The sequence below is a fragment of the Pseudomonas sp. UBA6315 genome, assembly GCF_002438125.1.
GTDB lineage: Bacteria > Pseudomonadota > Gammaproteobacteria > Pseudomonadales > Pseudomonadaceae > Aquipseudomonas > Aquipseudomonas faucium.
The window spans coordinates 86,660-106,400 of record NZ_DJTF01000179.1 but is presented as its reverse complement, the minus strand read 5'-3'; the positions used below and the strand labels follow the sequence as shown (position 1 = coordinate 106,400).

The following is a 19,741-nucleotide window of genomic DNA, read 5'->3' as shown; positions in this document are numbered from 1 at the left end:
GGAGCCGGCTTGCCGGCGATCACCGGCGCAGCCGGTGCCATGCACCGCAGTGCCGCCATCGCCGGCAAGCCGGCTCCCACAGATAGCGCTGCATCAGAAGGACAGTCATGAACGCCATCGCCCCATCACCTCTGGTCTTGTCCACGCGCCCCCGCTGGCTGTCCCGCCCCGGGCTTTACCTGGCCTGGGCCACGCTCGCCTTGCTGCTGCTGGCCGTCGCCGCACCCGGCTGGCTAGCCCCAGCCGACCCCCTGGCCGCCGACGCCCGCCTGGCCTACCTCCCACCCAACACCACCCACTGGCTGGGCACCGACGAAAACGGCCGCGACGTACTCACCCGGCTGATCCACGGCGCCCGCCCATCCCTGCTGATCGGCCTGGCCGCGACTCTGCTTGGCCTCGGCCTGGGCACGCTGCTCGGCGTGCTGTCGGGCCTGGCCCCGGCCTGGCTGGACAACCTGCTGATGCGCGCCGTCGATGTGCTGCTGGCGTTTCCCGACCTGCTGCTGGCGCTGGTGATCATCACCTTGTTCGGCCAGGGCACCAGCAACCTGATCCTCGCCGTGGGCATCGCCTCGGTGCCGCGCTACGCCCGCCTGGTGCGCGCGCAAACCCTGACCATCCGCCACGCAGGCTTCGTCGAGGCGGCGCTGACCCTGGGCCGCCGGCCGCTGGCGGTGGTGTTCGAGCATGTCTTGCCCAACGCCGTGCAACCGGTGCTGATCCTGGCTTGCATCGGCCTCGGCGGCGCCATCACCGCCGCCGCCGCGTTGAGCTTCCTGGGCTTCGGCGCGCCGCCACCTGCGCCCGAATGGGGCGCGATGATGGCCGTGGCCCGCAACTTCATGGCCAACGCCCCCTGGCTGATGGCCTGGCCGGCGCTGGCAATCACCATCACCGTCATCGCCATCACCGCCATCGGGCGTGACTGGCTACGCCGCAGCGAGGGCAGGCAACCATGAGCATTTTCGAGATTCAGCCACCGCTGGTGGATATCCGCGACCTGCGGGTGAGCTTTAACGGCGTGCCGGTGGTGCACGGCGTGAGCCTGCAACTGCAGGCCGGGCAGTGCCTGGCGCTGGTGGGCGAGTCTGGCTCGGGCAAGAGCGTCACCGCCCGCACCCTGGTCGGCCTGACCGGCGCCGGCGCGCAGGTGCAGGCTCAGCGCCTGGCGTTCGCCGGGCAGGACCTGCTCGGCGTCGACCAGGCCACCTGGCAGCGCCTGCGCGGCGGGCGGGTCGGCTTCGTCATGCAGGACGCGCTGGGCTCGCTCGACCCGCTGCGCCGGGTGGGTGCCGAAATCGAAGAACCGCTGTTTCAGCACACCCGCCTTGGCAGCGAGCAGCGCCGCCTGCGTGTGCTGGAGTTGCTGCGCCAGGTCGGCGTGCCCGAGCCCGAGGTGCGTGCCCGGCAATACCCCTGGCAGCTCTCTGGTGGCCTGCGCCAGCGCGCCCTGATCGCCTCGGCCATCGCCTGCCAGCCGCGCCTGCTGATCGCCGATGAGCCGACCACCGCGCTGGATGCCACGGTGCAGGCGCAGATCCTCGACCTGCTGGCGCAACTGCGGGCGCACGACAACAGCCTGCTGATGGTCAGCCACGACCTGGCGGTGGTCGCGCGCCTGGCCGACCAGGTGGCGGTGATGCGCCATGGCCAGGTGGTGGAGCAGGGCAGCGCCGAGCAGATCCTGCAAGACCCGCAAGACCCCTACACCCAGCGCCTGCTGCGGGCGGCGCGGGCGGTGCATTTCCAGCGGCCGCAGGTGCCGGCGCTGGCGTTGCTGGAGCAAGCCGTGAACCAACAACCGGTGCTGCTCGAGGCCCGTGGCCTGGGCAAGGCCTTCATCGGCCCGGACGGCCAGCCGCGCCCGGTGCTCAGGGACGTTTCCCTGCAGCTGCGGGCGGGGCAGACGCTGGGGGTGGTCGGCGAGTCCGGCTCCGGCAAGAGCACCCTGGGGCGCATCCTGCTCGGCCTGGAGCGCCCGGAGCAGGGCACCGTGCACTTTGCCGGCGAGGACTGGCTGGCACTCACCGCCGAGCAGCAGCGCCAGGTGCGCCAGGGCATCCAGGTGGTGTTCCAGGACCCGCTGGCCTCGTTCGACCCGCGCTACACGGTATTGCGGGTGCTCTCCGAGGCACTGGCCCAGGCCGGCGTGCCGCGAGGGTTGCGGCGTACCGAGGCGGCGGCGTTGCTGGAACGGGTGCAGTTGCCGGGCAGCGTGCTCGACCGGCGCCCGCTGGAGCTCTCCGGGGGCCAGCGCCAGCGCATTGCGATTGCCCGGGCGCTGGCGATGAAGCCGCGGGTGCTGGTGCTGGACGAGCCGGTGTCGGCGCTGGATGTATCGGTGCAGGCGCGGATTCTGGCGCTGCTGGCCGAGCTCAAGGCCGAGCTCAACCTGGCGTGCATTTTCATCTCCCACGATTTGGGCGTGGTGGAGCAGGTGAGCGACCAGGTGTTGGTGATGCAGGGGGGCAGGGTGGTGGAGCAGGGCAGCGTAGAGCAAGTGATGCGCCAGCCGCGCCATGCCTATACCCGCGCACTGCTCGATGCCGTGCCCAGTTTGCCAGCGGCGCAGCCGCGCTGGGTCAGCCGGATTGCTGTTTGAAGCCACCGGCCCTATCGCCGGCAAGCCGGCTCCCACAGGTACCCCACAAGGCTTGAAATTGTGCAGGCCCTGTGGGAGCCGGCTTGCCGGCGATAGGGCCAGTGGCAGCACCTTGAACTCTGAGGAAACCACCGTGACATCCACCCACCGCCTCCCCGATGGCTGGGACATCCGCCACCTGCCCGACACCCCCATGGCCTTCGTCCGCGCCTTCATCCTGCGCCACCCGCTGGCCTACGGCGGCATGCTCGCCTTGCAGACCCTCTCGGTGCTCTGCGCCGTGCTGGTGCCCTGGCAACTGGGCCAGCTCACCCGCCTGGTCAGCCAGGGCCTGGACGCCGCGCGCGCGGTCGATGCCCTGGCCTGGCCCCTGGCCGGTTTCGCCGCACTGCTGGCCGTGGAAATGCTCAGCATGCGCCTGGCCAGCGGCCTGCACATCCATACCGTGCCGCGTCAGCGGCGCGCCGTGACCCAGGCGCTGTTCGCCTACCTGCAACGCCATTCGCACCGCTACATCACCAGCGAATTCGCCGGCGCCCTGGCGCACCGCATCAGCGAAGTGGCGCTGGGCACCACCCAGACCCTGGCCATCCTCATCTTCGACCTGATCCCGCTGCTGGCCACCCTGGCCCTGGCGGTGGTCCTGCTGGCCACCGCCAACGCCTGGCTGGCCGCCTTCATGGGCCTGTGGGCGCTGGGCTTTCTGACCCTGTGCTGGTTCCTCGCCCGCCGCAGCCACCCCCTGGCCCGCGATTTCGCCGCGGCGCGCAGCGTGAGCACCGGCAAGGTGGTGGACGCGGTGACCAACCTCACCAACATCCGCCTGTTCGCCCGCCACCCCTACGAGCACAGTTACCTGGGCCGCTTTCTCGACCGCGAGGTGGCCGCCGCCGACCGCTCGCTGGGCTACATGGAAAAGATCCGCTGGCTGCAGAACGCCTGCGGTGTGCTGCTCAAGCTCGGCATCCTGCTGCTGGCGCTGTGGCTATGGCAGCGCGGTAGCATCGACATCGCCACCTTCGTCACCGCCACCAGCCTGTCGCTGATGATCATCACCGACGTGGCCGGCCTGTCACGGCGCCTGCTGGAGTTCTTCGAAGCCATGGGCAACATCGCCAACGGCGTGCGCACGCTGGTGCGCCCGCATGAGGTGCGCGATGCCAGCCAGGCGCAGCCGCTGAAGGTGGAGCGGGGCGAGGTGCGCTTTGCCGATGTGACCTTTGGCTATCACCCGGGGCGGCCAATCTTTCAGGGCCTGAACCTGCATATCCCGGCAGGCCAGCGCGTTGGCCTGGTGGGCGCTTCCGGTTCGGGCAAGTCGACGCTGCTGGGGTTGCTGCTGCGGCTGTATGACGTGAACGGCGGGCAAGTGCTGATCGATGGCCAGGACGTGCGCACGGTGACCCAGCACTCGCTGCACGAGCAGGTGGGGCTGATCCCGCAGGAGCCGGGGCTGTTCCATCGCAGCATTCGCGAAAACATCCATTACGGGCGCCTGGATGCCGGCGATGAGGCCGTGCAGGCGGCCATCGACCGGGCCGGGGCGCGGGACTTCATCGAGTCCATGGAGCTGGGTTTCGATTCGTTGGTGGGGGAGCGTGGGGTGAAGTTGTCCGGTGGCCAGCGCCAGCGCATCGCCATTGCCCGGGTGCTGCTGAAGAATGCGCCGATCCTGGTGATGGATGAAGCAACGTCGAGCCTGGATTCGATTACCGAGCGGTACATCCAGGACAAGCTGGACGAGATCATGGAGGACAAGACGGTGATCGTGGTGGCGCATCGGTTGTCGACCGTGGCGCACCTGGATCGGATCGTGGTGTTCGATGATGGGCGGGTGGTGGAGGATGGCAGCCATGCGCAGTTGCTGGCGCGGCGGGGGTATTACCATCGGTTGTGGAGCCGGCAGGGGGAGGTGGCGTGAGGGTGGTGTCTTGGTTTTGAACGTGTGAAAAAATCAGTTTTAACCCCTTTCTTGTAGGACGTTTCCCAAAGATACTCCTACCGCCTCTTTCCCGTTGCGGTCGCTTGGGCAGCTCTCTAGTCTCGGCCTGTCGTTGCATATCGACGACACGGCTTTGACAGGCCGTAACGAGATACTTTGCATGGTTGTGCCGTTATGGCGGCTGTGCATGGGGCACGCTTGCGTGCGCCGGTTCTGGTATCCGCCGGTCTGTCAACCTATGCACAGCTGCCACCTTTCTGTTTGACAGCAGAGGGTGGTCGCCCCAAAACGGATACTACTTATATTGAAAATCGTCCCCGATCCCCCACTCAACCAATCCCTCGAAGACATCCTCATCCAGGCCACGGACTACGCCCTGTGCGCACAGACCGTGATGCATCAGGCCCTTCTGCTACAGCCCAAATCGCCCGCGTCGATTCTGATGATGGCGTCGATGCATAAAGTGGAGGCGTTGCGGGTGATGCTGGAGTCCATGTTGATTCAGGTGCAGATGCCGGCTGAGCCCAGGACTTCGCACTAGGCCATCAATGATGTGTTGGCTGTGCTGGCCTCATCGCGGGGCAAGCCCGCTCCCACATGAACTCGGGCCTGAGCAATACCTGTGGGAGCGGGCTTGCCCCGCGAAGAGGCCAGCACAGCCAGAAAAAACTTCAGGGAGATAACCAATGACCACAGACGACACCCATTTCACCGTCGGCAAAACCACCTTCTGCCAAGGCGAACACCAGACCCACCCCCTGTTCCGCATCGAGCCCGGCATCCCTTGCCAGAATGCCCGCGAACAGGCCTCGGAATTGATGGGCTATGTACGGGAGCTGACCATCATCGGCCTGATGGAGGAGAAACCCATGATGATCTGGGCCGCGCACTACCTGAGCGCCATGGCCAAGGCACTGATGGATGATGCCGAACTTGGCATGATGCACTGAGAGTTAGATACCGCGCGCACCACGAGAAAAGCGCAGTAGGTCACCCCAGTACTTTGGGGTGACCGCTGGGTTCAACGTAAAGAAGCACGGGCCTACTATTTGATATGGCTTATAACGGGCGCTAATCCATATCTATGAAGCCAACGCTCATCATTTCGAGAGTAGCAGAATGCTCCAATGTGATGGCCTGGCATAGCTTCCAAAGCATTGAGTTGCTTAGGTGTAATGCCCTTGAGATCGGGACCCCGAAGGTCATGGATGTGGATTTTGCGTTTGCGCAAATTCCTCCGTATAGCCTTATAGTCATCCGAAGTGTGTCTCAAGTAATTGTAGTAATTTACCTCGGCTTCTGTTACCAGTCTTCTGAGTCGATGTCTAGTCTGAGTCTGTTTGTAGGCACCCAGGTCCTCTTGAAAAAAAGTGCTTTCATTGAGGTAGGGATCTCGTCGATAAGTGGCCCGGTTGGAGGCGTTTCGATAACTTGTCCAGTTATCACCGTCAGGGTTTCCATGGGCGCCGGAATAGAGATGGATATCACTTAAAGAGTTCCTTCTTCCGATTCTTATGATGGGCTCCTGAATGTCATAGTGAGTAACACGCATATCTGAGCCCCACAGTGTTTGATTGTTTGATATTACTTCCTCATGCCACTCAGGGGCTCTGAATTGTCCGCGATGTACCGGAACCTTCTGTACCGTGTTCGACTTATTTCCAAAGATCTTGAGGCCCTGTGTTTTGCCTCCCATGGGCTTGCCGGGGAAATACGGTCGTAATGCCGCACGCGATCTATGTAGCGCTGGCAGCCTGGTAAATCTCAAGGCACTACGCAATCTGCTCAACGTTTGCAGGCCTCTGGCCAACGAACTTCCCACTTTGACAGCCCCTGCAACGGCACCATCAAGAAAACCTGTAGCAACCGACGCCCAACCCATTTTCACCGACAAGGCCGGGTTACTTTGCCGCAACGCCAGTTCCGCCACGCCAAAGCCGAAACTCAGCAGACCGGCAGCCAGCATCAGCGCGCCGAAGGCGCCACCTGTGATAACCGACAAGCCGACGATCAAAAGCGTGCCGTAAATCAAGAGTAACCATTCCCACCACGCGACGGGCTCATGTTGGGGCGGTGTGGTGTCGCGGATCATGTCGTCCATCGAGGCCAGCTGCGTTGCCTGTTCCCGGCGGCTGACCATGATGTGCCCACTGGGGTCATGCCAGTTGACTGGATCACGGCCGGCACAATATGCCCGGTCGTTCAGCCCGCCTGCACCGAACGGGCTAAGGCTGTCACCCTGGAAGAATGCCTGGTGCCTGGGGTCGTAGATGCGGTAGCCGTTGCCCAGGTGGTAGGCGCCCGTCACCGGGTCCACGCGCTGGCCGTTGTAGCCAAGGCCACTGCCCAGTGCATTGAGGCTGTCCAGTGGTGCTTCGCCCCACGGCGTGAAGCCTATCGACGCGCTCTTCCATTGGCCGTTGGCATCGATCGAGTACTCTTCGCCACCGCCGTTTTGCGGATCCGACAGAATGAAGTAGGTTTTCGCTGCGGCATCATCCTTGGCCAATTCTCGACACTGCACGACCAAGCCTGCTTCTTCGTCGAGCACCCGCTGTCGCAACGGGTTGTTTTGCGCGTCAAGCCATATTTCACCGCAGAGTTGGTCGCCGGTGTATTGCAATACGCGGCGCTGCTGTTTGCTTTCATCCCACTGGGATGCCAAGCGGCCGATGTGGTCGTACTCATAGCTGGCAAGCAACGTGGCCTCGGTCTTTACAGACTGCAGTTGCCCTTCGAGTGTGTAGCCAAGTTGATGGCCTGCCGCATTTTCGGTAAGGCTGCCATTGTCATCGCTGGTCAATTTCAGGATCGTTGGCGCATCTGCCTTTGCGGCCTTGTCAATGTGAGTGACAGTCACCTGCGTGCGTTGAGTGGGCTTGAGCTTGTCGCCATAAGTGTAAGTGCGTGCCTCGCTTGAGCCGTCGAGATAGGTGGTGGTGCAGGTGAGCATATTGCCAAGCGCGTCATAGGTGTAGGCTTGGTCCTTGATGTCTTTTCTATTCGCATCTTGAATCTCATAGCCTTTGACCGCGTTGACACTCCATGTTTTGAGTTCACTACGCTTGTCTTCGTAGGTGTAAGTTTCGCTGCGAGTCGGCTTGCTTGCGCCGTCGCGGTACCACGTTTTGCTCACGAGCTGCCCGGTCACTGACCAGCCTTGTTCATAGCGGCTTTTGATCTCGCCATTGAGCTGGTAAGTGCGTTGGGTTTCTCGACCGAACGGGTCGTACTCATAGGCAACCATCAGCTTCTGGCCGCTCTGCCGGTCACTGACAAACAGTTGCTCCAGGTCCCCGAGAGCGGTGTAGCGGTAGCGATATTCGAGCTGCCCGCGGCGCACCCGGGTACGGCGATTTTGCGCATCGTGCCAGGCTCGGCTGACTACACCATTGGAAAGTTCTGCCAGTTCGACGTTTCCGCGTAGCGAATGACGGAGACCTTCGCGATATGTCTGACCACGCAGTGTCCGGGTTGTATTCACCTGGCCCAGCAAGCGGGGCGACAAGCATTGCGTGCTGATGCGACTTTGAAGGTTCGCAGTGGCTTCGGGGCGCTCGGCATTGATGGCCTGGGTGACCTTGTTGTAGGTGAATTTCGTGAGCAGCGTTCCTGCCTTCGCCGTTTGCTTGGGTTTGCTGTACCAGGACACAGAGGTGCCGTCTTCGCTGCTTTCGTTCCACACTTCAGACCCGTCGGGGCGCTGATAACCGCTGTTTTTGAACAAGTAAGTCTGCGATGAGCCATCAGCCCCCACTGTCCTGGAGACGATCTCATCGCCACGCTTGCCGTCACCGCGCAAGGTTTGTTTGCCCAGTTGCCGCTCCTTGCCCGCAGCGTCCTTGATGCTGACTTTCGTGGGAATGTTACTGAGCCCTTGGAAAGCCCACTTGACCACACTGCCATCTGGTGCCTTGGTCTGTGTGCGCCGGCCCAGTTCGTCGTACTCGTGTTTCCATTCCCGAGTGACGGTATCCACTTTTTCGATAATCAGCTCGGTTTGCCCACGCTTGTTGACCCGTCGCTCGCTGCACAGACCGATATCCTTCAGCTGTTTGCCCTTGGCGTTCCAGCGTTTGTGGTTGAGCGCAAAGGTGACTTGACCATCGGCCTGGTTCTTCTGGGTGTGCTCGACGCTGTGAAGCGTTCCCTGGAGCAGGCTGCCAGTGATGGTTTCGGTACGCTGCGTCTGCGTGCCGTCTTTCTCCACTTTGTCGTCCTGTGCTTCGGCTTGCCAGAACCAGTCCCGCACGTTTGCAGGCAAGCTGATGCCTTCATTGCGTAGGCACAATCCGCCGGGGTGGTAATCGAACGTGCACTGGCTTTGTATTTCTCCATCGTAGCCGTAGGCAATCTCTTCAAGGCATACGTAATTGCTGGCAGCGTCATCGCTGCCCGCCTCGCGCTGCAGTTCGCGGCGAACCGGGCGCTGCAGGCCATCGAGCAATGTCCGGCCTTTACGGCCATCCGGGCCCGTAGCCACCACCCAGGTGCCAGCGCTGGTATCGAGCCACTCATAACTGGCAGGTGCTGAGTCAGTACCATTGGCATCGCCCGATGCGTAGTTTTCGAGCTTCCAGGCATAGGTGGAGCTGGAGCGCAAACGACCCCGCGCATCATAGGTGAGGTAGTCCATGGTTATTGGCCGGCCCAGGTCATCCTGCTCCGTCTCGCGCAGCACACGGCCGCTGCGTGCCGAGCGAATGTGGTGGCTCAAGGTGGCAGTGAGGTTGAGCCCATCACGCTCGAACGGGGCCACGCTCTTGACTGACAAGGTGGCTGTGTTTGCATCAAAGGTCGTGGTTTCGGTCAGCTTCTGCGTCTGGCGGGCATCATTGTTCTTGTACCAACGGGTGGAGGTCGTTTCTGCCGTCGTCTTGCCGTCTTCGTGGCTGTAACTCACCTGTATCAGGCTGACCATCAGCCCATCGCGACCCTGCGCCTTGGTCAGGGTCCATGGGGTGGTGGTGGTATCCACCGTCACCCCCTCAAGGCTCAAGACCGTATCGGGAATCAGGACACCTTGGCTGTTTTTGCTGGCCTGCGCATAGCCGTAAAGCGTCATGCTCATTTCAGATTTGCTGGTGTCGGGGAAGCGCAAGTAGCTGCACTGCGCGAGCAAGGGCGGCGTGCTGGCATCGGGCACCTGTGGGCAAGTCAGCGCCGTGACGGGGAGGTCGGCATCCTCTTTTTCGAGCTTCAGCCCGCTCAGCAACGTTGCCAGTGCCGGGACGTTGTCACTGCGATCCGCTTTCCCCTCGCTGGCCTTCACCGCGTAATAGCAGAAGTGCGAGGTCTGGCCATCATCAGTGGTCGTGCTAGCCACCAGGCCGGTATTGAAGTCATAGGTAACGTCCGTCGTTTCCTTGACCATGGCAGGTGCCTTGGGCTCAGTTGCAGTGCTGGCTTTTGCAGTGCTTTTGCTCATGATTGCGACTCCTCTGCAGAAGGCTCGGCAGCGCTGGTGGGGGCTGGGGTGCGCGGCGTGCGCAAGTCTTCGGTGCTGACGGTGGTACGGACCGGTTGCGTGGCCAGGCGGAACTTCACTGTCGGGTCTTCGCTGGCAATGCTGTCCGGGTAGGTCATGGTCGTGGTTTCACGCACCACGCCTGGCACTTCCTCGACAACCTCGGTCGGTACGGCGAAGCCGTTCTTCAGCGCCCAGGTGCGGCGCGTGAACGGGCCCATTGCTACGCCGCCGGTGTCCAGGCTGCAGGTGGAGGAGAAGGTGCCACCCTCTTGCATGGTTTGATCGTTGATACCTTCCCATTGCCAGATGTGCGTGATCGGCGCCTGCCCGGCGCCTGGCAGCAGGGTGTGCCGCAGCACCCTGGAAAGAGGGATCGGACTTCTGCCGGAGTCCCAACCCTTCCACTGCGGGGCATAGCTCACGGCCTCGAGCGATCCATCCTCTTCGGCAACCGAGCAGAGCACACGGTCTAGCACCGGTTCGCCTTCGTAGCCGAAAACCACGGTTTGCACGGGGGATGTGTCGTTGGCCCCTTTTCGTGTCAGGCGCGTGAGCAGGCAGTCCTCGATGGTCAGGGTCACGTCATAGGCTTCGTCGCTGTCAGGCCACACGGTGTAGGTGCTGGTGTATTCACCGGTTGCGGTCGGGGTGCCAAGCGTTGCTTTCAACAGTTGGGTATCGCCGTCACTGATGGACTGCAGATGGATATGGCCTTCCTTGCCCTCCCAGGCAAAGGTCAGATTGCCGCCCTGAGGAGAAGTGATGCATTGCGGAATGAGGATGAAAGCCTTGCGCTCAAGGTCTTTCTTCATCTCTTTCAATCCCTTGAGCTTGTTGTTTATGTTCTCGATCTGTTCGTTTGTGATTCCGGTTTCCTTGAGCCATTGCTCCAGGTTTTCTTGGAGTTTATTTATCTTGCCGACAAACGCTTTCTTGTAGTGCTCACTGGCTTCCTTGTCATCGTGAGTGCTGGGTTTGGCCAGCTTTTCGACGCGGCCAGACGGGAAAACGATCGTCACTTCGGTCAAGGCATCGTACGTGCCCTTGCAACCGGTCAAGGTGATGCCATTGATAGCCAGGCGCTTGTCGCCTGTTGCCTCTTTCACATGATCAGCCGTGAGCGTGATGGTTTGGCCGGTGCTGAGCGTAAGCCGGTGCAGGCGGTTGTCGTAGGCACTGAAGCGCAACGCCCAGCCGTCGCCCAGGGCGCTTTCATTGGCGCGGGTGGCGGAGTAGTGCAGCGTCAGGTCGACTTCTGGGCCTTTGCCTGCCAGGCCCCGGATCACGCCCACCGGGTAGTGGGCATGGAACAGTCCGGTCTTGGGGTCGACGCCATTCTCGTTGGCGCCGCTGACGTCGTAGACTTCCGAGCCCAACGTACCGGCATAGTCCGCGCAGAGAGAGTCGGCGGGCGCGAAGGACTTGCCCGTGTACGGCCTCTGGAGGGTAAAGGCGACCTGCTCGAGTTCGTAAACTCCATGTTGCCTGCGGGGGGCCGCCGAAATGCCTGCGCGGCTGATCCTGCTCGCGCTGCACAGTACTTCGTCCTCTGCAAGCGCTTGCGGGACAGGAATGTTCAGGCGCAGTCCACCCGTGCCTTGCAATTCCCTTATCGCGTATTCGCTTGCAGGCTGATCAGGTGCAAAGTCAGAGGTATAGGATATGAAGCGAATACCTTTGTCACGGGCACTGTGGGCCAATTGCAGGTGCAGGTAGGCTTGGCTGGGGGCTTGCTTGCGATCCGTCGTTTTGAAGTCAAGCACCACTTGCTCTTCATTGCTCCAAAGGCACTCGCACGCTCTGTAGTTCAGTTGCCATACATCTTTCTGAGCATAGACGTGCTCTTCGTGGGAGAGCGCGGAGGCTACCAGCGCAGGTACATTGGCTGAGGGGATCTTGAACTCGAAGTCCGCATACGTCATTTCGGCAAAATCGAGTTTTCTGTTGGCTTCTCTGCCGGGGTCAATTTCTACCCTGTCGCGCTCTACCAGCGGCTCGTCGCCCCAGATGATCAACTTCGCATAACGTGCGTGGTAGTCGGTGATGCCGCGTTCAAACCGTTTGGAGCCGGCATACGCTCGTGCTTCTTCCCACATCAACCTGTCGCTCAGGTAGGTCAGTTTGGGGTCCAGCTCAGGCAGTGAGTCCGATTCAGGTACTGGCTGAACAGGATGGTCCGCTAGCAAGGCCAATTGCGCATCTCGAGGCAACCACAAAGTATGCTCCGCCAGGTCGGCAGCGTCGGTATCGGGCGTGTCCTTGCGGACGGTCTCGGTACCCCAGTGAATCAAGGGCGAATCGAGCGCCGCCCTCAATCCCGTGACCCACGCTCCCAGGCTCGCGGCCTGCTGTGCACTCGGCGTGAAGGCCCATGAGGTGAGGGTGTGCCCATTCCAGCGATCGGCCATGGCGAGGGTCACCCCGCTCTTGTAGTCCTCATACAGTTGGCCCAGGTTGAGTGGCTGCCCTTGTACCGTTTCCAGCGAAGGTTCCTCGGCATTCGTCAGGCCAGGCAGCCCCTTGACCACCAATCTGAGGGGCAGTGGCATTAACCACAGTGCCCACTTGTCCAATGAGTCGGCAGTGGCGGTCGATGAGGCGTGGTTGCCCAGTCGCAGGCAGTACTTCAGTTTCGATTGCTTCAGGGCCTTGGCCAGCGAGGCCAGGCATTTCACTGCATCGGTGTCGGTCTCGGTGATGGTGTAGCTGAAGGGGGAGCCGTACATCTCGACCGGGCTGAAGGCGTCGTAGAGGTGAAACTGCACGGTAGCACCCGCTACAGGGGTGAAATCGGTGATCTTCCCCGGCTGCTTTTGCCAGGTCAGGGCGTCCATCTCCACCGACAGCTCGGAGTACTGCGGCACCCACAGTGCGTTGCGGCTTTCGGCAGGTGTCACGGTGATGTTGTCGCTGCCCAGCACACCGGCACGGAGCAAACTGCCGCGCCGTTCTTCGATGCGCTTGCACAGACCAGCAGACGCGGAACTGGTCGCCTTGGCGCCCGAGTGCTCGTACAGATAGGTTTCATACAGGTACAACGTGGTCCGATCGCGCACTTGTACAGTCAAGGTGTCGCCTGCGACTGGCGTGCTGTCGGGTATCCGGGCGGCGATGACCTGGTTGGCGCTGAACGGGGCATTGCTGTAGAAACGGCAACCGTCTGCGTAGTACCACAGGCGGTTGAGGTCGGAGCGTTGGCTGGCCGTGAGCGCGCGGAAAGCTTCTGTGGTCGGGGTGGCGTGGCTATTGATAGCCAGCCCGCCGTTGGCTGCCAGATGGCCGGCAACCAGCCATTTGCTGCCATCAGAGTCGGCAGGTTTGGCGTTGATCGCCTTGGCAAAGGCTTGCGGCCACTTGTCCTTGGTTAGATTGTCTTTGTCGGCCGCCCAAGTGACCTGCTTGCGGACCCGGCCATCCGCTTGGTCGATGACCCAGGCATGCAGTTTCTCGCCTTCTTTGAGGTCGCGATCGGCCAGCAGGAAGTTGTTGCTGAGCCAGGTATGTTGCCCCGCCCCCAGGCGGGCGGGGACGAAACCCGTCATGTCGGGGAGCAGGTCGTTATCCTGGCTGCCTGGTGTTTCGCGCGATGGCGATTCCTCCGGCTTAGAGGCGAGCGCGGCTAATACCGGAGCCAGTCGATATATTTTGCTGGTGGTTTCTTGGAATGAAATAGACGGCTCGTTATGCTGGAAGCAATCGGACGAAAGATCGTATTTTTTCAACAGCTGAGTAAACAGTTTTATGTCTGCCTTTTTCCCAGCGAGTTTGTAGTACTCGCCCGCCATTTCCGTCAAATGGCCAAGTATGAAGATAAAGTTGTGGCGCCTTCCACCATAGTCGATCAGCAGCGGGCCTGATGATCGCGTGAGGCCGTTCCAGTCATCCTTGGGAACTTCGGTGGCACCTTGCTCAAGCAGGTATTTGATAAACGCTTCGACGTTCTTCTTTTTGCTGTCGAGCTCGGGTACTTCTTGGATGGTGGAGAGGGGAATGGATTTATTTTCGCCGGCAACTTTAATCGTCAGGCTTTTTTCGGATGTACTCCAAAAGGTGCCAAGCACGCCATCAACGGTAATTGCTGCGTATTCGGCGATGTAGCGTTGGAACTCCTTTGCTGTGTATTTCATCTTCGCCACTCCGTTGTCAGATAGCGGGTATGAAAAGGCAGCGGCGAAAGCCCCGCAACTGACAAAAATAACAGGTGGGCAGCACCGAACGGCCTGCCGGCACGGTTGCTCGAGGTGAGCGGGCAAGCGAACTGCTGCTGTTCCAACAGCGCGTGCACACTTTGTTTCTCCAAGCGCATCGCTCTCGCAATAAACCTCGCAAAATCAACGCTTAGAACCCGGCACAACTCCTGCAACAGGCCTTGCAAAGCCCAGTCCCCGCAGGAGCGCCCTTGAACAAACCCATCCTCCCCCTGATCCCGCTCTGCACCGCACTGGCCTTGCTCGGCTGCGAAAAACCCGAGCAACACTCCGCGCAAAGCACCCAACCCCTCAGCGGCGGCACGCTGGTCTACGCCACCGACCGCGAACCCACTTGCCTGGACCCGCACGTGGCCGGTGACATGCCCCAGGTGTTCGTCGCCCAGCAATACCTCGACTCGCTGGTGTCGATGGACAGCCACGGCCAGATCGGCCCGTGGCTGGCGACAAGCTGGGAGGTCTCGGCCGATGGCCTGCACTACACCTTCCACCTGCGCCGCGACGTGCACTTCACCGATGGCACGCCGTTCAACGCCGAGGCGGTGAAGGCCAACCTCGACCACATGGCCAACCCCAAGACCCAGTCCAGCACCGCCGGTGGCTACATCCGCCAATACCGCGGCACCGAGGTGCTGGACAACTACACCGCCCGGGTCACCCTGGCCACGCCTTATGCCGCCTTCCTCGAAGTGCTGGCCCAGGGTTTTCTCGGCATCCAGTCGCCCACCGCGCTCACCCGCAGCCGCGACGAAAACTGCGAAAGCCCGGTGGGCAGCGGGCCGTTCAAGGTGCTGCGCTGGGACCGGCAGAACCAGGTGGAGCTGGTGCGCAACCCGGACTACAACTGGGCGCCGCCCACCGCGCAGCACCAAGGGCCGGCTTACCTGGAGCGCATCGTCTGGAAGTTCATCCAGGAGCCGTCGGTGCGCTTCGCCTCGCTGCAGGCGGGGGAGGTGGACGTGATCGAGACGCTGCCGCCCGAGTCGCACGAGGCGGCGCGGCGCAACCCGGATGTCGACCTGATCATCGCCCAGCGCCCCGGCAACCCCACCAATGGCACCTTCAACCTGCGCCGCGCGCCGTTCGACGATATCCGTGTGCGCGAGGCGTTCGTGCGCAGCGCCGATGTCGAGGGCGCGCTCAAGAGCGTGTACTTCGGCGAGTTCCCCCGCGCCGGCGGGCCGCTCAGCGTGGCCACGCCGTTCTACAGCGGCGGCTTCGAGCACAGCCAGGACTACGACCCGGCCCGCGCCGCCAAGCTGCTCGACGACGCCGGCTGGACCGGGCGCGACAGCCAAGGCTACCGGACCAGAAATGGCCAGCGCCTGCGCGCCGTGGTGCTGATCGGCGCGCGCACCGCGCCGTCGGAGCTGACCCTCTGGGAGCAGGTGCAGGCCACCACGCGCCAGGCCGGCCTGGAACTGGTGCTCGACCAGATGAGCGATGCCCAGGTCACCGCACGCCAGGCTGCCTGGGACTACGACATCCGCATCGGCTACTGGAACACCAACACCCCCGACGTGCTGCGCATCATCTTCACCAGCGCCTTCGTGCAGCCGGCCGGGGTGGGCGGCTATCACCAGAATTCCTCCGGCTACGCCGACCCCGCGTTCGATGCGCTGCTCGACAGCGCCCTGGCCACCCAGGACCCGGACCTGCGCCGCCAGCGCTACTTGCAGGCCCAGCAACAGGCCGCCGCGCAGTACCTGCAACTCACCACCTACCCGCAAAGCACGCGCCTGGGCATCTACAAGACCGCCCACGGCGTGCGCCTGGAGCCTTCGCTGGCGGTGACCTACCTCTATGACGCATGGGTGAACAAATGAGTACGACGACACTTGCAGTCACCGACCCACGGCGCGAACGCCTGGCCGCCCTGGGCCGGCGCGCTGCCATCCGCCTGGGCGGTGGCGTGCTGGTGCTGTGGGCGGTGGCGACCCTGACCTTCTTCGCCCTGCGCCTGATGCCAGGCGACCCGGTGCTGGCGATTCTCGGCGGCCCCAGCGGCAACCCCACACCCGAGGCGATCGAGGCCGCACGCCAGGAATACGGCCTGGACAAGCCACTGGCCGTGCAATACCTGCTCTATCTGTGGCGCCTGTTGCAGGGCGACCTCGGGGTGTCCTACTCGCAGCACTTGCCCGTCACCCGCGTGCTGGCCGAGCAGGGCGGGGCAACCCTGCAGCTGACGGTCGCGGCGCTGGTGCTGGCCTGGTTGCTGGTGCTGCTGCTGACCGTGGCCACCGCCGGGCGCGGCAAGTGGGTCGGTGGCCTGGCGTCGCTGGCCGAAACCCTCAGCGCGGCCTTGCCGCATTTCTGGCTGGGCGTGGTGCTGCTGGCGGTGTTCGCCTTCGGCCTGCGCTGGTTCCCGCCGGCGGGCAGCGACAGCTTCGCCAGCCTGGTGTTGCCGGCCTTTTCGCTGGCGATTCCGCTGGCCGGGTTCATCGCCCAGGTCACCCGCGAATCGCTGGAACTGACCCTGGAGCAGCCCTTCGTGCTCACGGCCCGCACCCGTGGCCTGAGCGACCTGGCCGTGCGCTTTCGCCATGCCCTGCGCCATGCCTTGCTGCCGGGTGTGTCGCTGTCGGGCTGGGCGATCGGCGCGCTGATCAGCGGCGCGGTGGTGTGCGAGGTGATCTTCTCGCGCAAGGGCGTGGGCCGGCAGCTGTACCAGGCCGTGCAAGCCCAGGACCTGCCGCTGGTGATCGGCATCAGCCTGGTGGTCGCCGCCGGCTACGTGCTGGCGAACATTCTGGTCGACCTGCTGTACCAGTGGATCGACCCTCGGCAACAGGAGGCCGCAGCATGACTGACCTGATCCTTGACCGCGCGTTGGCGGCGCAACGCCGGCAACGGCACCTGAAGCTGCCGCCGTTGAGCGCCAGCCTGGCCATCCTGTTCCTCTTCGCGCTGCTGCTGGCGGCGCTGGCGCCGGGGCTGTTCACGGCCATCGACCCGCTGGCCATCGTCCCGCGCGAAGCCTTCCAGCCGCCGAGCTGGGCGCACTGGCTGGGCACCGACCAATCGGGCCGCGACATCTTTGCGCGGATCATCCATGGCGCCCGGCAAAGCCTGCTGATCGGCGTGGCGGCCACGGCCATTTCAATGGCCATCGCCATCACCCTCGGCCTGCTCGGCGGCCTGGGCGGCGCCCGCCTGGACCGCGCCGTGGGCTGGTTGCTGGAAGTGCTGTTCGCCTTCCCCAGCCTGGTGCTGGCGCTGTTGTTCGTGGCGGTGTTCGGCAGCGGCGTCGGCCCGCTGATCGTCGCCACCGGGCTGGGCGGTGCGCCGGGGTATGCGCGCATGGTGCGTGGCCAGGTGCTGACGGTGCGCAACGCCGGCTACATCGAAGCGGCGCGGGCGCTAGGCCACCCGACCTCGCGCATCGTCCTGCGCCAGCTGCTGCCCAACGCCATGCGGCCACTGCTGGTGACGCTGACCATGGGCGTGGGCCAGGCCATCGTCTGGGCCTCGGCGCTGAGCTTCCTGGGCCTAGGCGCGCGGCCGCCGGCGCCGGAGTGGGGGACCATGCTGTCGATGGGCCGCGACTTCATCGCCAATGCCTGGTGGCTGACCTTCTTCCCCGGCCTGTTCATCGTCCTCACCACCCTGGCCACCACCGTGGCTGGCCGCTACATCCAACAACGCCTGGAGGGCCGCCTGCCATGAGTGACAAGACCTTGATCGTCGAGGGGCTGAACGTGGCCTTCGAGGGCCGCAGCGTGGTGCGTGACTTGTCCTTGGTGCTGGCACCGGGCCGCTGCGTGGCATTGGTTGGCGAGTCGGGTTCTGGCAAGAGCGTCAGCGCCCGCAGCCTGGTCGGCCTGGCCGGTGCGCGGGCGCAGGTCAGTGCACGCAGGCTCTGCTTCGACGGCCACGACCTGCTTGGCCTGAGCGAACGCCAATGGCGTGCGGTACGCGGCAAGGACATCGGCTTCGTGCTGCAGGATGCGCTGGTGTCGCTGGACCCGCTGCGGCCGGTGGGCAAGGAAATTCTCGAAGTGCTGCAGGCCCATCGATATGGCGATCGCCATACCCGCACTGCGCGGGTGCACGAATTGCTGGCGCGGGTCGGCGTGCCGGATGTCGAGCTGCGCGCGCGCCAGCGCCCGGGGCAACTGTCCGGTGGCCTGCGGCAGCGGGCGTTGATTGCCAGCGCGCTGGCGCTGGACCCTGCGCTGGTGATCGCCGATGAACCCACCACGGCGCTGGATGCCACGGTGCAGGCGCAGATTCTCGAAGTGTTCCAGCAGATCAAGGCCCGTGGCGCCTCGTTGCTGATCATCAGCCACGACCTGGCGGTGGTCGCGCAGCTGGCCGACGAGGTGGTGGTGCTGCGCCATGGCGAAGTGGTGGAGCAGGGGCCGATGCAGCAGGTGCTGCGCCAGCCCCGCCACCCCTACACCCAGGCGCTGCTGGCGGCGGTGCCGGCCGAGCACCCGCGTGGCAGCCGGTTGTCGCCGGAGCGTGCGGGGGCAAGGCGTGAGCCGAGGCCAGCGTTCAAGAGCGACGTGCTGCTCGAAGGCCGTGGCCTGGGCAAGCGCTACCTCGGCCCGGACGGGCTGTTGCGCCAGGTGGTGCAGGGCGTCGACTTCACCCTGCGGGCCGGGCGCACCCTGGGCATCGTCGGCGAGTCCGGCTCGGGCAAGACCACCGTGGCGCGCATCGCCCTGGGCCTGCTGCAGCCCGACCAGGGCGAAGTGCTGTACCGCGGTCAACCCTGGAACCGCCCGGCCAACGCCGTGAGCGAGGCCGCGCGCAGGCCGCTGCGCCGCGAGATCAGCGTGATCTACCAGGACCCGCTGGGCTCGTTCGACCCGCGCTGGAGCGTGGCGCAGATCCTCGACGACGCTTTGCAGGTGGCCGGCATCGAGGCGGCGGCAAGGCCTGCGCGCATTGCCGTGCTGCTCGGCCAGGTGTGCCTGCCGGCCGAGCTGGGCCAGCGCCGGCCGTTGCAGCTTTCCGGTGGGCAGCGCCAGCGGGTGGCGATCGCCCGGGCGATTGCCAGCGAGCCGAAGCTGATCATCTGCGATGAACCGGTGTCGGCGCTGGATGTGTCGGTGCAGGCGCAGGTGCTCGACCTGCTGGCTGACCTGCAGGAGGAGCTGGGCCTGGCCTACCTGTTCATTTCCCATGACCTGGGGGTGATTCGCCATGTCAGTGACGACGTGCTGGTGATGCGCCATGGCCAGGTGGTGGAGCAGGCGCCGGTGGAGCAGCTGTTCGAGCTGCCGGCGCATGAGTACACCCAGCGCTTGCTCGGTGCGGTGCCGCGCTTGCCTGGCAGCGGCGCCGAACTGGTGGTGCCGCCGCTGGATTTGGTGCACGAGGCGTTTGACCTGTTCGACGAATCGCGGCTTTGGAAGATCGCCATCTGAATCCAAAAGTTTGCCCCCTTTGTGGGAGCGGGCTTGTCCCGCGAACCAGGGCAAAGCCCTGGCCATACATCCCCATCGTCAGGGCCGGCCCCTTCGCGGGGCAAGCCCGCTCCCACAGTTGTTATGAATGCATTCATT

General features: G+C 63.6%; 11 protein-coding genes. 9 read left to right on the top strand and 2 right to left on the bottom strand.

The window, feature by feature from the left end:
• Positions 1-107: 107 nt before the first annotated feature.
• From B3E94_RS21150 to B3E94_RS21130, 5 genes are all read left to right on the top strand, one after another.
• Entirely contained in the window at positions 108-962 is an 855-nt protein-coding gene (locus B3E94_RS21150) for an ABC transporter permease (protein ID WP_286915054.1), read from the top strand.
• Positions 959-2,605 (top strand): dipeptide ABC transporter ATP-binding protein, encoded by a 1,647-nt coding sequence (locus B3E94_RS21145; RefSeq protein WP_286915053.1) that lies wholly within the window; start codon positions 959-961, stop codon positions 2,603-2,605. The genes B3E94_RS21150 and B3E94_RS21145 overlap by 4 nt, the downstream gene beginning before the upstream one ends.
• Positions 2,606-2,738: 133 nt before the next feature.
• Entirely contained in the window at positions 2,739-4,526 is a 1,788-nt protein-coding gene (locus B3E94_RS21140; protein WP_176517850.1) for an ABC transporter ATP-binding protein, read from the top strand.
• A gap of 322 nt (positions 4,527-4,848) precedes the next feature.
• Complete coding sequence (locus tag B3E94_RS21135) at positions 4,849-5,088, top strand: hypothetical protein (protein WP_286915074.1); 240 nt, start codon at positions 4,849-4,851, stop codon at positions 5,086-5,088.
• Positions 5,089-5,233: 145 nt separating this feature from the next.
• A complete protein-coding gene (locus B3E94_RS21130) occupies positions 5,234-5,497 on the top strand; it encodes a DUF3077 domain-containing protein (protein WP_286915052.1) in 264 nt (87 codons plus the stop codon).
• Positions 5,498-5,592: 95 nt separating this feature from the next.
• Here B3E94_RS21130 and B3E94_RS21125 read toward each other — a convergent pair whose 3' ends face one another.
• Together B3E94_RS21125 and B3E94_RS21120 are read right to left on the bottom strand one after the other, a co-directional pair.
• Positions 5,593-9,975 carry an RHS repeat-associated core domain-containing protein gene (locus B3E94_RS21125; RefSeq protein WP_286915051.1) on the bottom strand — a complete coding sequence of 1,461 codons (4,383 nt, stop codon included), beginning with the start codon at positions 9,973-9,975 and terminating at the stop codon, positions 5,593-5,595.
• Positions 9,972-14,144 (bottom strand): hypothetical protein, encoded by a 4,173-nt coding sequence (locus B3E94_RS21120; RefSeq protein ID WP_286915049.1) that lies wholly within the window; start codon positions 14,142-14,144, stop codon positions 9,972-9,974. Before B3E94_RS21120 ends, B3E94_RS21125 begins: the two co-directional genes overlap by 4 nt.
• Positions 14,145-14,416: 272 nt before the next feature.
• Here B3E94_RS21120 and B3E94_RS21115 point away from each other — a divergent pair, with 272 nt between their 5' ends.
• The 4 genes from B3E94_RS21115 to B3E94_RS21100 are packed head-to-tail and all read left to right on the top strand — an operon-like array spanning position 14,417 to position 19,603.
• Positions 14,417-16,051, top strand: coding sequence for an ABC transporter substrate-binding protein (locus B3E94_RS21115; RefSeq protein ID WP_409521156.1), 1,635 nt, complete (start codon positions 14,417-14,419; stop codon positions 16,049-16,051).
• Positions 16,048-17,034, top strand: coding sequence for an ABC transporter permease (locus tag B3E94_RS21110; RefSeq protein ID WP_286915048.1), 987 nt, complete (start codon positions 16,048-16,050; stop codon positions 17,032-17,034). The genes B3E94_RS21115 and B3E94_RS21110 overlap by 4 nt, the downstream gene beginning before the upstream one ends.
• Positions 17,031-17,894 (top strand): ABC transporter permease, encoded by an 864-nt coding sequence (locus tag B3E94_RS21105; RefSeq protein WP_286915047.1) that lies wholly within the window; start codon positions 17,031-17,033, stop codon positions 17,892-17,894. The genes B3E94_RS21110 and B3E94_RS21105 overlap by 4 nt, the downstream gene beginning before the upstream one ends.
• The gene (locus B3E94_RS21100; RefSeq protein ID WP_286915045.1) at positions 17,891-19,603 is read left to right on the top strand and encodes a dipeptide ABC transporter ATP-binding protein; all 1,713 of its coding nucleotides are present in this window, start codon (positions 17,891-17,893) and stop codon (positions 19,601-19,603) included. The genes B3E94_RS21105 and B3E94_RS21100 overlap by 4 nt, the downstream gene beginning before the upstream one ends.
• The last annotated feature ends 138 nt before the right edge of the window (positions 19,604-19,741 follow it).

Bases quoted from the DNA above. Each gene is read 5' to 3' on its own strand.
- B3E94_RS21130 (WP_286915052.1), top strand. From the start codon at position 5,234: ATGACCACAGACGACACCCATTTCACCGTCGGCAAAACCACCTTCTGC.
- B3E94_RS21100 (WP_286915045.1), top strand. From the start codon at position 17,891: ATGAGTGACAAGACCTTGATCGTCGAGGGGCTGAACGTGGCCTTCGAG.
- B3E94_RS21145 (WP_286915053.1), top strand. From the start codon at position 959: ATGAGCATTTTCGAGATTCAGCCACCGCTGGTGGATATCCGCGACCTG.
- B3E94_RS21125 (WP_286915051.1), bottom strand. From the start codon at position 9,975: ATGAGCAAAAGCACTGCAAAAGCCAGCACTGCAACTGAGCCCAAGGCA.
- B3E94_RS21105 (WP_286915047.1), top strand. From the start codon at position 17,031: ATGACTGACCTGATCCTTGACCGCGCGTTGGCGGCGCAACGCCGGCAA.
- B3E94_RS21110 (WP_286915048.1), top strand. From the start codon at position 16,048: ATGAGTACGACGACACTTGCAGTCACCGACCCACGGCGCGAACGCCTG.
- B3E94_RS21150 (WP_286915054.1), top strand. From the start codon at position 108: ATGAACGCCATCGCCCCATCACCTCTGGTCTTGTCCACGCGCCCCCGC.
- B3E94_RS21120 (WP_286915049.1), bottom strand. From the start codon at position 14,144: ATGAAATACACAGCAAAGGAGTTCCAACGCTACATCGCCGAATACGCA.